Genomic DNA, 12,716 nt, shown 5'->3' with positions numbered 1-12,716 from the left:
GCGGTTAGAAGTCGCCTATGCAGTGCCGTGCCGTGGTGGAATGGCTCAGCGGGTTGATGGACGACGATGTCGAAACGGGGTGACGGTATCCAGAACAAGAGCAAGCGCGGCAGCCGCCGCGCCGCCGCCGAACGGTCCCGCTCGCGCTCCAGCAAGCCGCGCAAGAGCAGGGGCGAGGGCAAGCCTGCTTCCCCGTTCTGGCGCTGGACCAAGCGGCTCGCGCTGTGGGGCACCGGCGCAGCGGTGTTGGGCGCGCTGTTCCTCGCCTTTGCGGTCGGGTTCGCGGCGCGCTCGATCCCCAGTTTCTACCAGCTCAAGGCGACCCAGACGGGGCAGACCATCCTGGTGCGCGCGCGCGACGGCAGCGAGATTGTCGAACTGGGGCCGAGTTTCGGCGAATGGCTCGACTATCAGGACATTCCCGAAACGATGAAGAACGCGATGGTCGCGGTCGAAGACAAGCGGTTTCACGACCATTTCGGGGTCGATCCGGTGCGCACCACCGGCGCGGTGATCGAAGGCTTCACCGGCTCGCGCTCACGGGTCGGCGGAACCTCGACGATCAGCCAGCAGCTGGCGCGCAACCTGTTCCTCAACAACAACCGGACCGTCGACCGCAAGGCGCGCGAAGCGGTGCTGGCGATGGCGCTTGAATGGAAGTTCTCCAAGGAACAGATCCTCGAGCTCTACCTCAACAAGGTTTATTTCGGCGGCGGCGCCTACGGGATCGACAGCGCCAGCCGCAAGTTCTTCAGCCACCCGGCGAAAGAGCTGTCGGTCGCCGAGGCTTCGATCATCGCCGGCCTGGTCAAGGCGCCCAGCCGCTATTCGCCGACCGCCGACGTGCAGGCCGCGGTCGATCGCGCGAAAGTGGTGCTGCGGCTGATGCGCGAGCAGGGCTACATCACCGCCGAACAGGCGTCGGTCGATGTCGACACGGTGGAGTTGAAACAGCAATCCGGGCAGAATTCGGTCCGCTACTTTACCGACTGGGCGTTGCCGCAGCTCGATATCCTGCTGCCCGAAACCTTTGCCCCGATCGAAGTGTGGACCACGCTCGATGTCGGGATGCAGCGCGCCGCGACCGCTTCGGTCGATGCCAACACGCCCGACGGTGCGCAGGGCGCGCTCGTCAGCCTCGATCGCGACGGAGCGATCCTGGCGATGGTCGGTGGCACCGATTATGTCGAAAGCAATTACAACCGCGCCACCAACGCGATGCGCCAGCCCGGTTCTTCGTGGAAGCTGTTCGTCTTTCTCGCCGCGCTCGAGGCCGGTTACACGCCGACCGACGAGGTCAAGGACGTGCCGGTCACGATCGACGGCTGGAGCCCGCGCAATTCCAACGGGCGCAATATCGGCGATACCGACGTGCGCACCGCTTTCGCCTATTCGATCAACACCGTGGCGGCGCAGCTCGGCAACGAAGTGGGGTTCGGGACCGTCGCGTCGATGGCGCGGCGGTTCGGTATCACGACGCCGGTTTCGACCTACCCGTCGATGGTGCTGGGATCGTCCGAGGTGCGGCTGATCGACATGACCCGCGCCTTTGCCGCGGTCTCGGCCAAGGGGGTTTCGGTCGAGCCGTATGGCATCACCCGGGTGACCACCGCCAGCGGCGAACTGCTCTACGAACACAAGAAGCAGCGCCAGACGACACTCGTCCCCGACTACGTGGCCGCCGGGATAACCGACCTGCTTCAGGCAGCGGTGCAGACCGGGACGGGGCGCGCGGCGCAGATCGGGCGCCCGGTGGCAGGCAAGACCGGCACTACCAGCTCGAACAAGGATGGCTGGTTCGTGGGGTTTTCGTCGGGGATCACCACCGGCGTGTGGATGGGGCGTGACGACGCCAAGGCGGTTCCGGGTCTGCAGGGCGGGCGCGCACCGGCGGCGGCCTTTGCTGCCTACATGCGCTACGCGGTGAAAGACCGCCCGGTCGAGCAGTTCGATACCGAGCTGAACCTGCCCGAATGGCGGCTCGAGCCAGATGACGAGTATCTGCTGGGCGAGCCCGACGATTACTACTTCATCGACGAGGACGGCAATCTCATCGAACCGGGACGGCGCGACCCCTCGGAGAGCCCGTTCGGAGTCGACGGTGAACGTCCCGAAGGGGGAGCTGGTACCGAACCGCCGCCAGCCGTGAGCGAGGATTTCCTCGAGCGCGCCACCGGCGGCGAACTGCCGCCGGAGCGCGAGCGACGATCGCGGCCCCAACCTTCGCGTTCGCCGCAGCCGCGCTCGCCACCGCTTCCGGAAACCGGGCCGCCGCAACCGCAGCCGCGCGCACCGGCAGCACCGCGTCCGGCCCAGGAAACCCTCGCGAACTAGCGGCGCCGCTGACTGCAACGAAAAAGGCGCCGGGGATGTCCCGGCGCCTTTTTGTTTGCGTTGGTGAATGGGCCGGGCGGTGCCTAGCGCAGGCGCACGCCGACATAGCGCGGCGGCTGGCCGCGGCGCTGGATGCGCAGCAGGATCGCCTCGCGACCTTCGCTTTCGGCCTCGGCGATGGCTCCCCGCAGTTCGTCGATCGAGGAAACCGGCGAGTAATTCGCGGACAGGATGATGTCGCCGCGTTGCAGGCCCTTGCGCGCCGCGTCCGAATTCGGATCGACCGCGCCGATCACCATCCCGACGGTGCCGCTGTCGGCACCCAGCTGGCGCGCGATCTGCGGGGTCATGGCCAGCACCTGCAGCCCGAGCTTTTCGGCGATCACGTCGTCGGTCTGGTCGGGATCCATCGGTTCGTCCGATTCCGGGTCGAACACCTGCGCCTGCTGCGCCAGTTCGGCCTCCGTCGGCCGCTTGCCGAGCGTCGCAGTGACGGTCAGCGTCTGCCCGTTGCGGAGCAATTCGATCGGCACCCGCATGCCCGGCTCGAGATTGGCGACGAGGAACGACAGCGTCTGGTCGGAGGTGACATCGCGGCCGTTGACCTTGGTCACGATATCGCCCGGACGCAGCCCGGCGGCCTGCGCCGCGCTGTCGTCCTGCACCGACTGGACCAGCTCGCCGCGATTGCGCGGCAGGCCGAGCGAATCGGCGAGGTCATCGTCCATCGGCTGGAGCGACACGCCGAGGAAACCCCGCTCGACCTCGCTGCCGGACTTGAGCTTGTCGACGATCGGCGCCGCGATTTCGGCGGGAATCGCGAAACCGATCCCGACGCTGCCGCCCGAGGGCGAGAAGATCGCGTTGTTGATGCCGATGACGTTGCCCTGCATGTCGAACAGCGGGCCGCCCGAATTGCCGCGGTTGATGCTTGCGTCGGTCTGGATGTAGCGGTCGTAGGCGCCACCCTGGCCGGTGTTGCGGTAGACCGCCGAAACGATCCCGCTGGTGACCGTGCCGCCGAGCCCGAACGGGTTGCCGATCGCGACCACCCAGTCGCCCACGCGCGCTTCGCTCGAATCGCCGAACTGCACGAACGGGAAGGTGCGATTGGCCTTGATCTTGAGCACCGCGAGATCCGACGGTGCGTCGGCCCCGACCAGCTCGGCTTCGTATTCGGTGCCGTCGGGCATCGTGACCGTGATCGATTCGAGCGTCGCGCGGTTGTTGGGCGCGACGACGTGGTTGTTGGTCACCACGAAGCCATCGGCGGAAATGATGAAGCCGGAACCGAGCGATTGTGCCTCGCGCGTTTGCGGCTGCTGCGGGGTTCCGCCCCGGCGGCGGCTGAACAGGTCCGCGAACGGCGTCCCCGCGAACGGGTTGTTGTTGACCTGCACCCGCTGGCGGGTCGCGATGTTGACCACCGCCGGCTGGAGCTGTTCGGTGAGGTCGGCGAAGCTTTCGGGCGCGCCGGCCCGCGGCACCACCCGGCTCATCACCGAATCGTCGTTCTGAGCGACCTGCGCACCGACCGGCTGGCCAGTGATCAGCGAAACCGCAGCGCCTCCCACCAGAAGCGCGCTCGTCAGTCCATAAACATACCGCACGTTGTTCACGTCCTCTTTCCTTATCCTCATGACCGGGCGCGCGCGGGCGCACGCCCGTTCCTGTGTTTAGCTACGCCGCCACAATGCGCCCAGACGCACTGAACGGCGATTGAACGCGCTCGCCGCTCGCCGGGCCGCGTCGGCGGTTCGTCGGCGCAGCGCTCTAGCGCTGCCCGCGGAACTGCCGGAAGTACTCGCTGTCTTCCGACAGGACCATCGAGCTTTCACCCTCGCCCTGCAGGAAGGTCTGGCGATAGCTCTGCATGGCGCGGTAGAAATCGTAGAATTCCGGGTCCTTGCCATAGGCTTCGGCGTAGATGCGGGCGGCTTCGGCCTGCGCTTCGGCGCGAATGATCTGCGCGTCGCGCTGCCCGGCCGCACGGATGGTTGCCGCCTCTTCCTCGCGGTCGGTCTCCATCCGGGTGAAGGCCGCATCGAGCGGGCGTCCTTCGGGAAGGTCGGCCGCCTTGATCCGCACGTCGAGCACCTGCGCGCCGTATTGCCGCGCCTGGCGATCCAGTGCCGAGGTGATGTTGGTCATCGCGGTGCCGCGTTCGGCGTTGATCAGTGAGGCGAACGGGCGGCGCCCGAGCTCCTGCCGCAGCACCGAGGTCAGGATCGGCAACAGCGCGGTTTCGAGCTGTTCCTCGGTCCCGGCCCGTTGAACCATCCGTACCGGATCGATGATGCGATAGCGCGCATAGGCATCGACCTGCAGGCGCTGCTGATCGTTGGAAAGCACCTGGGTGCGCTCCATGTCGAGATCGAGCACGCGGCGGTCGATCATCTGAACCCGCTCGAAGAACGGAATCCGCCACGAAATGCCCGCACCGGTCTGGCCGTAGGGCACGTCCGGCCGGAACCGGTTGACCGTGCGTTCGGGATTACCGGTGCGGATCACCACCGCCTGATGCGTTTCCGGAACCACGTACAGGAAGCTGAGCAAGCCGACGATCGCGACGCCGACAGCGATGATCGCGATGCGATATGTCTGCCAGATGTTTTCCATGGTCACTGTCCCTCCGGCTGCGCGGGAGTGGCGGCTTGCGGCTGGTTGCGGCGGCGCTGCATCTCGTTGAGCGGCAGGTAGGGCGTCACCCCGTCGGCCTCGATTATCGTCTTGTCGGTGCGCGACAGCACGCTTTCCATCGTCTCGTAATAGAGGCGACGGCGCGTCACTTCGGGCGCGAGCCGGTATTGTTCGTAGATATTGTTGAACTCGGCCGCGTCACCCTGCGCGCGGGCGAGCAGCTGTTCGGCGATCGCGCGCGACCGGTTCATAGCGGCGTCGGCATCCTGCTGCGCCGACGACACATCCTTGAACGCTTCTTCGACGCGGCTGGGCGGGTCGGTCTTGTTGATTTCGATACCCTGCACCGCGATGCCCGAGCGGTAGGCGTCGAGCCGCGCCTGCATCCGGTCGCGCACTTCCTGTTCGATCTCGGCGCGACCGGCACCGGTCAGGACCGTGTCGAGTTCCTGCTTGGCGACAGCAGCGCGCATCGCGGCCTCACCCACTTCGAGCAGCGTGTCCTGCGGGTCCTCGAGCTGGTACTGGTAAAGCGCCAGATCGGAGATGTTCCAGCGGATGAGGTAGGACAGGTCGACCAGGTTCTGGTCCCCGGTCAGGATCAGCTTTTCGGTATTGCCGCTGGGCACGGTTTCCGAACGGATCTGGCTGACCAGCTCGACCGTCACCTGCTGGATCGGCCAGGGCAGCGTGAAATTGGTGCCCGAATTCAGCGTGCGCGAATACTGCCCGCCGAACCATGTGACCACGCCTTGCTCGCGCGGCTGGACGAAATGCACGCTGGTGAGCCCAGCCCACAGCAGCACGACCCCTACGGCGATGACCGGGACCCAGCTCTTGCCGCCGGGCCGTTCGGGCAGGCGGAAACTCGGTCCGCGCGGCCCGCCGCCGCTGCGACGGGGGCCTTCGGGACCGCGATTCTTGAAGATATCCTCGATACTGGCCGAACGACGCTTGCCATTGTCCGAGCCGCCACCGGGAAGCCAGGGATTGCGCGGGCCGCCGGATTTGCCCGGGTCGCTTTCGCCGGTTTCGGGCGTATCGCCGTCGCCTTCGCCCTTTCCGGCGCCGCCCCAAGGGTTCTTTTTCCCAGCCATGGCAAGGCCCCTGTCGGCCCACCCAAAGCGCTCTCTCAAACCGTCGAAAATTCGCATACAACCCTTATAGGTATGCGGATTGGCGAAAAACAGGGGTTGAGCGTTGGATTTTGGTGCTAGAGGCGCTGTCCCATGAACGCGGCCGCCAATTCACCGCCCGGCGAAGACCAGCTTCGCGCGGCGTTGCCCCCGGAAATCGAAGCGCGCGTGCGCTCGGCGAAGATGGTCGCGGGGCGCGCCGTCGTGGTCGTCGAAGTCGGGGAAATGTCGGCGAAGGGTCGCGAAACGCTCGAACGGCAGGTCACCGAAGCGCTCACGCCGGTCGAGGGCGTCGGCGAAGTGCGCGTCGCGCTGATGGGCGAAAAGCCACGCCGCCGGATGATCGCGATCGGATCGGGCAAGGGCGGGGTCGGCAAGTCGACTCTCACCACCAATCTCGCCGTCGCCCTGTCGAAACTCGGCAAGAAGGTGGGGGTGATCGATGCCGATATCTACGGCCCCTCGCAGCCGCGCCTGCTCGGCAACGAGACGGACCGTCCGGTGGCCGAGGACGAGCAGCTGATCCCGATCGATACGCCGCACGGCATCAGGCTGCTGTCGATGGGCAGCCTCGTCAATCCGGGCAAGGCGCTGGCATGGCGCGGCCCGATGGCCGGGAGTGCACTGGGCCAGCTGGTAGATGCGCGCTGGGGCGATACCGAACTGTTGCTGGTCGACCTGCCGCCGGGAACCGGCGACGTGCAGCTCTCGATGATGCAGAAGCACAAGCCCGATGGCGCGGTACTGGTTTCGACGCCGCAGGACATCGCGCTGATGGATGCGGCGCGCGCCGGGCAATTGTTCGAGCAGGGCGATATCCCGATCATCGGGCTGGTCGAGAACATGGCGGGCTATGCCTGCCCGCATTGCGGCGAGGTGAGCGATCCGTTCGGGCAGGGCGGGGTCGAGAAATTTGCCGACACGCTCGACATCCCGTTCCTCGGGCGAATTCCGCTCGCGCTCGACATCCGGATCAAGAGCGATGCGGGCGATCCCCCCGCGCTGGGTGAAGACGACAACGCCGCCGCCTTCGCCGCGATCGCGCGGCAGGTTGCCGACTGGCTCGAACGGGAGGCGGGCTGAAAATGCAGGTCACGAGACGCGGAGTGCTGACCGGAGCGGCCGTCGGGGGCGGTTTGCTGGTGGCGTGGTGGCTGATGCCGCGCAGCTATCCCAACCCGCTCGAACCGGCAGACGGCGAACACCTGTTCGGTGCGTGGCTCAAGATCGCCGAAGACGGCGTGGTCACGGTCGCGGTGCCGCAGACCGAAATGGGGCAGGGGGTCACCACGCTGCTGCCCCAGATCGTGGCGCAGGAACTGGGCGCGGACTGGCGGCAGATCGCGGTCGAGCCGGGAGCGGTGTCGGGGGCGTATCCCAATATCCCGCTGGCCGAACGCTGGATGGCGCTGTGGGATCCGTTCGGTGCGGGATTGACCGACGCGACCGACGCGATGTTCGCCGAGCGGTTCGCGCGCGAGCGGCGCTTTACCGCGACAGCCGACGGCACCTCGATCGCCGCCTACGAGGATGCCTGCCGCGCCGCCGGTGCGACTGCGCGTGCGATGCTGGCGCAGGAAGCCGCCGATCGGTGGGGCGCAAGCTGGGAGGAATGCGAGGTCGCGGGCGGCATGGTGACGCTGGGCGAGAATTCGGCGACTTTCGGCGAACTTGCCGCCGGGGCGGCGGAACGCTCTCCGCCCGACCCTCCGCCGCTGCGGCCCGAACCGGCCAGAGCCGCGCCGCTCCCGCTGCCCGGTGCCTCGACTATCGAATATCCGCGCATCGACCTGCCGTCCAAGGTCGACGGGACATTCCAGTTCGCCGGCGATATCCGGTTGCCCGGAATGGTCTTCGCCGCGATCCGCCACGGCCCCAACGACGGATCGGAACTGGTCGGCTTCGACGCCGGGGCGGTGCAGGGCATTCGCGGGATCGTGGGTGCGGTGCGCGGCAATCGCTGGCTCGCGGTCGCGGCGACGACATGGTGGAGCGCGAACAGGGCGCTCGAGGCGATGGCACCGCATTTCAAGACCGCCTATCCGGTCGACAGCGACGATATCGCCGGGCGGCTCGATACGATGGTCGGAGGCGGCCCGTCGTTCCGGATCGCCGAAACCGGCTTTGGCGAAGCGGCAATGACACGGGTCGATTTCGCGCAGCGTTACGAGGTCGAACCCGCTCCCGCCGCGCCGCTCGAGACCGCGACCGCGACCGCGCGGTTGCGCGACGGGCGGCTGGAATTGTGGATTGCATCGCAGGCTCCCGAACAGGCGCGCGTGGCGGCGGCCAAAGCGATCGGGCTCGATCCCGAAGATGTCGCGCTCTACCCGATGCCCGCCGGCGGCAGCTTTGATGCCAGACTCGAACACGATCACGCGATCGAGATCGCGCTGATCGCGCGCGAGATCGGGAAGCCGGTGCAGCTGAGCTGGCCGCGCCGCAGCGAGCTGATCCGCAACCGTCCCCGCAATCCGGCCTACGCGTTGCTCGGAGCGCAGCTGGCGCAGGGCGATAGCGGCCAGATCGACGCGCTGCGGGTGCGGCTCGCCTGCCCCTCGGCTACGCTCGAATTCGGCAACCGGCTGTTCGGCAACCTTACATCGTGGGCGGCGTTGCGCGAGGCGGCGGGCAAGAAGGATGAACTCGCCTGCGAAGGCGCGCTCCCGGCCTACGAACTGCCGAGCGTGGTGGTCGAGCATGTACCGGTCGAGATCGGGCTGCCGGTCGGCCGCGTGCGCGGCAATGCCAACAGCTACACCGCCTTCGCGATCGAGAGCTTCATCGACGAGATTGCTCGGGCCCAGGGACGCGAACCCTTGTCGTTCCGGATGTCGATGCTGGGCAACGATATCCGCCTCGCCGCATGCCTCCAGCGCGCGGCGCAATTGGCCGAATGGGACGGCGGGCTCGACCAGAGCGGACAGGGGATCGCCTGCCACCGGATCGGCGATCCGGCCTCCGGCGCCCGGATCGCCTGTGTCGCAACCGCGCGGCCGGGTGAAGGCGGAGTACGGGTCACTCGCCTCAGTGCGGCAGTCGATATCGGCAGGCTCGTCAATCCCGATGTCGCTCGCCAGCAAATCGAAGGCGGTCTGGTGTTCGGGATCGGGATCGCGCTCGGCAATGCGCTGCGCTACCGCGCGGGTCTTCCGACCACCCTCGATTACGCCGGGCTCGGCCTGCCCACGCTCGCCGACTGTCCCGAAATCGCGATCGATTTCATCGCCAGCGAGGCCCCTCCGGCCGACCCGGGAGAGCTCGGCGCGGTGATCGCGCCGCCCGCCATCGCCAACGCGCTGTTTTCGGCGACGGGCTTGAGACTGCGGCGCCTGCCCCTACTTTCGGACGGCATATGATCGATCGCAGCATCCTTAGTTCTGTCCGGAAACGTTGCCGCACCGGTGCGTTGGACGCTGCATGACCTGGCAAAAGCAGCGCCTCCCCAACGATCACCCGCCGGTCGAGAGCGGCGCAATCGGCGTGCTGCTGGTCAATCTCGGCACGCCCGATGGGCCCGATCCGGGATCGGTCAGGCGTTACCTCAAGCAGTTCCTGTCCGATCGCCGGGTCATCGAAATCCCGCCGATCGCATGGCAGCCGATCCTGCGCGGCATCATTCTCAATACGCGGCCGCAGAAAAGCGCGAAGGCCTATTCCAAGATCTGGACCGATCGCGGCTCGCCGCTGGCGGATATCACTGCCCGCCAGGCGGAAGCCATTGCCGGCGAGATGGGGCAGGAGATCGTGGTCGATTACGCGATGCGATACGGCCAGCCTTCGATCGAGCAGCGGATGACCGAGCTGACCGCGAAGGGGTGCGACCGGATCCTGATCGCGCCGCTCTACCCGCAATATTGCGCCGCGACGACGGCGACCGTGTTCGACGAGGTGGCGCGGGTGATGGCGGCGATGCGCTGGCAGCCCGCCCTGCGGTTTCTCCCGCCCTATCACGACAATCCGGCGTATCTCGATGCATTGGCCGGCGATCTGGCGCGGCAGGTTGGTTCGCTCGAATTCGCGCCCGAAGTCATGCTGCTCAGTTTTCACGGCATGCCGCTGCGCACGCTGGAGCGCGGCGATCCCTATCACTGCCATTGTCACAAGACCGCAAGGCTGCTGCGCGAGCGGCTTGCCGAGAATCCCGAATTCGCGGGCGTGCGGTTCGAGACGACGTTCCAGTCGCGGTTCGGCCCGGCCCAATGGCTGGAGCCCGCGACCGACGACACGCTAATCGCCGAGGGTGAGAAGGGCACCAAGCGGCTGGTCGTCGCTGCACCCGGATTCGCCGCCGATTGCGTCGAGACGCTTGAGGAACTCGCGCTCGAGGGACGCAACGAATTTCTGGAGGCGGGCGGCGAGCAATATGCCGTGCTCGATTGCCTGAATGTCTCGAGCGGCGGGATAGCGATGCTCGAAAGCCTGATCCGGCGCGAGCTTTCCGGCTGGATTTGAGCGACTACTTACACTAAGGTAAGTAGTGATCCGAAACCCAAACGGGAACTCAAGCCATGGCCACCCTAGCTGAAAAGCCTGCCACCACTCCGACCTTCAAGCATTGGAGCGAAGGCATCCCCAGCGATGCCGACCTGGCACACATTCCGGGCGAGCGTGGCCTGCCGGTCATCGGCAACACCTTCAAGCAGCTGGCCGACCCGCACGCTTACACCAAGCGCATGATCGAGACTTACGGGAAGGTCTACAAGAGCTTCGCCTTCGGCGGCTGGAGCGTTGCGCTGGTCGGGGCGGAAGCCAACGAACTGGTGCTGTTCAACAAGGACAAGATCTTTTCGAGCGAACAGGGCTGGGGCCCGGTGCTCGACCTGCTGTTCCCGCGCGGGCTGATGCTGATGGATTTCGACCATCACCGGATTGACCGCCGCGCGCTCTCAATCGCGTTCAAGCCCGAGCCGATGCGGCACTATTCGGGGGCGCTGGGTAGCGGGATCGCGCGCGAAGTCGCCGGATGGGAAGGGCCGATGCGCTTCTACCCGGCGATCAAGAAGCTGACGCTTGATCTGGCCGCGGACAGCTTTCTCGGTGTGCCGCTCGGCCCCGAAGCCGACCGGATCAATCAGGCCTTCGTCGACATGGTCCAGGCCTCGGTCGCGCCGATCCGCCGTCCGCTGCCCTTCACCAAGATGAAGAAGGGCGTCGACGGCCGCAAATACATGGTCGATTACCTGACCCGCGAAACCAATCGCCGCCGTGCCGAGGGCGGGGGGCAGGACATGTTCAGCCAGTTCGCCACCGCGACCCGCGAGGACGGCTCGCTGCTGCCGGTCGACGAAGTGGTCGACCACATGAGCTTCCTGATGATGGCGGCGCATGACACGATCACGTCGAGCGCGACCTCGCTGATCTACTACCTCGCGGCCAATCCCGAGTGGCAGGAAAAGGTGCGTCAGGAGATTTTTGCGGTGACCGGAGGGCCGGACGGGGACGGCAATCCGCGCGGGCTCGATTACGACGATCTCGGCAAGCTCGACCTTACCGAAATGGCTTTCAAGGAAGCGCTGCGGATGATGCCGCCGGTTCCTTCGATGCCGCGCCGCGCGCTCAAGGAATTCGAATTCGGCGGCTATCGCATTCCGGCCGGGCAGATGGTGGGGATCAACATCTACTGGACGCACCATTCGGAGGAATACTGGGACGATCCCTTCACCTTCGACCCGATGCGGTTCACACCCGACAAGGTGAAGGCGCGGCACAAATACGCCTGGGTCCCGTTCGGCGGCGGGGCGCATATGTGTCTCGGCCTGCACTTCGCCTACATGCAGGTGAAAATCCTGATGGCGCAGCTGCTGCAGCGCTACCGGATCGAGGTCGCCGAGGGCTACGCGCCCGATTGGCAGGCGTGGCCGATCCCGCAGCCGAAGGACGGGTTGGAAGTCGCCTTCGTCAAACTTTGACGTTCACGTCCGATGCAGCGGCCGGAGATCAATCTGGCGCCATGACTGTGAACCGAATCGGTCTGTTTGGGGTGATTGCAGCGCTCGCGCTGACGGAGCCGGCTCCGGATGCTTCCGCGAGCGGCAGGCCGATCCATTTGACGGGCGATTGCACCTACTCCTCCAGATACGCCGAACTGCGCGATCAAGGCGTGGCTTTCGCCCGGTGCGATCAAGTGGTCATCACCGAAACAGGTATGGCGCTCCTGATCGAATTCAGCAGCGAGACCGGCGGCAAGGCATTCACCTACACCGTCGAACACGTTTTCGACTCACCGATCGTCGGCACGGCCAAGGTCACAGATCTTCAGATTCGAGCCGGCGAGGCAGTAGACGCGCGCGGGAAGTGCACCATTTACGAAAGCGATACCCTCATCTCGACCGTCACTTGCATCGCGACCTGGCAGGGACGGATCTATGTCGCGAATTTCGAAACCGACGCGTCGAGGTTCTAGAAGTCCCAGGCGATGCCATCCTTCTCCCAATCGCCATAGCGGGTGGGGGAAATCTCGCGCGGTTCGTCCTTCAGCGGATCGACCGCCTTGGGCTTGGGCGGCGGATCGTTGGTCCAGTGTGCGGGCTTCGTGAACGCATTCGCGGCAGCTGATTTCTTTTTCGTCATACGCCTATGAAATGCGCGTGCTGGCGCTTGGTT

General features: G+C 66.1%; 10 protein-coding genes. 6 read left to right on the top strand and 4 right to left on the bottom strand.

Annotation, left to right across the window (positions count from 1 at the left end; genetic code table 11):
* The first annotated feature begins 66 nt into the window (after window positions 1–66).
* Window positions 67–2,334 (top strand): transglycosylase domain-containing protein, encoded by a 2,268-nt coding sequence (locus tag KDC96_RS10585; RefSeq protein WP_212448408.1) that lies wholly within the window; start codon window positions 67–69, stop codon window positions 2,332–2,334.
* A gap of 83 nt (window positions 2,335–2,417) precedes the next feature.
* Here KDC96_RS10585 and KDC96_RS10580 read toward each other — a convergent pair whose 3' ends face one another.
* From KDC96_RS10580 to hflK, 3 genes are all read right to left on the bottom strand, one after another.
* Complete coding sequence (locus KDC96_RS10580; protein ID WP_212448407.1) at window positions 2,418–3,974, bottom strand: Do family serine endopeptidase; 1,557 nt, start codon at window positions 3,972–3,974, stop codon at window positions 2,418–2,420.
* A 133-nt stretch (window positions 3,975–4,107) separates the two neighbouring features.
* Complete coding sequence (gene hflC / locus KDC96_RS10575) at window positions 4,108–4,953, bottom strand: protease modulator HflC (RefSeq protein WP_212448406.1); 846 nt, start codon at window positions 4,951–4,953, stop codon at window positions 4,108–4,110.
* A 2-nt stretch (window positions 4,954–4,955) separates the two neighbouring features.
* Window positions 4,956–6,071 carry a protease modulator HflK gene (gene hflK / locus KDC96_RS10570; protein ID WP_212448405.1) on the bottom strand — a complete coding sequence of 372 codons (1,116 nt, stop codon included), beginning with the start codon at window positions 6,069–6,071 and terminating at the stop codon, window positions 4,956–4,958.
* 132 nt (window positions 6,072–6,203) lie between these two features.
* Between hflK and KDC96_RS10565 the strand changes: the two genes are divergently transcribed.
* From KDC96_RS10565 to KDC96_RS10545, 5 genes are all read left to right on the top strand, one after another.
* Window positions 6,204–7,193, top strand: a complete 990-nt coding sequence (locus tag KDC96_RS10565; protein WP_305819757.1) for an Mrp/NBP35 family ATP-binding protein — start codon at window positions 6,204–6,206, stop codon at window positions 7,191–7,193.
* A gap of 2 nt (window positions 7,194–7,195) precedes the next feature.
* Window positions 7,196–9,469 (top strand): xanthine dehydrogenase family protein molybdopterin-binding subunit, encoded by a 2,274-nt coding sequence (locus KDC96_RS10560; protein WP_212448404.1) that lies wholly within the window; start codon window positions 7,196–7,198, stop codon window positions 9,467–9,469.
* Between the two features lie 61 nt (window positions 9,470–9,530).
* The gene (gene hemH / locus KDC96_RS10555; RefSeq protein ID WP_212448403.1) at window positions 9,531–10,565 is read left to right on the top strand and encodes a ferrochelatase; all 1,035 of its coding nucleotides are present in this window, start codon (window positions 9,531–9,533) and stop codon (window positions 10,563–10,565) included.
* A gap of 56 nt (window positions 10,566–10,621) precedes the next feature.
* Complete coding sequence (locus KDC96_RS10550) at window positions 10,622–12,022, top strand: cytochrome P450 (protein ID WP_212448402.1); 1,401 nt, start codon at window positions 10,622–10,624, stop codon at window positions 12,020–12,022.
* The gene (locus KDC96_RS10545) at window positions 12,019–12,516 is read left to right on the top strand and encodes a hypothetical protein (RefSeq protein ID WP_212448401.1); all 498 of its coding nucleotides are present in this window, start codon (window positions 12,019–12,021) and stop codon (window positions 12,514–12,516) included. The genes KDC96_RS10550 and KDC96_RS10545 overlap by 4 nt, the downstream gene beginning before the upstream one ends.
* On the opposite strand, the gene KDC96_RS10540 is transcribed toward KDC96_RS10545, so the two are convergent.
* Window positions 12,513–12,683 carry a DUF1674 domain-containing protein gene (locus KDC96_RS10540; protein WP_212448400.1) on the bottom strand — a complete coding sequence of 57 codons (171 nt, stop codon included), beginning with the start codon at window positions 12,681–12,683 and terminating at the stop codon, window positions 12,513–12,515. The genes KDC96_RS10545 and KDC96_RS10540 overlap by 4 nt on opposite strands.
* Between the last annotated feature and the right edge of the window lie 33 nt (window positions 12,684–12,716).

The organism is Erythrobacter sp. JK5 (assembly GCF_018205975.1).
In the GTDB taxonomy this organism is placed as follows: Bacteria; Pseudomonadota; Alphaproteobacteria; order Sphingomonadales; family Sphingomonadaceae; genus Erythrobacter.
This window is presented reverse-complemented; position numbering and strand designations above follow the sequence as displayed.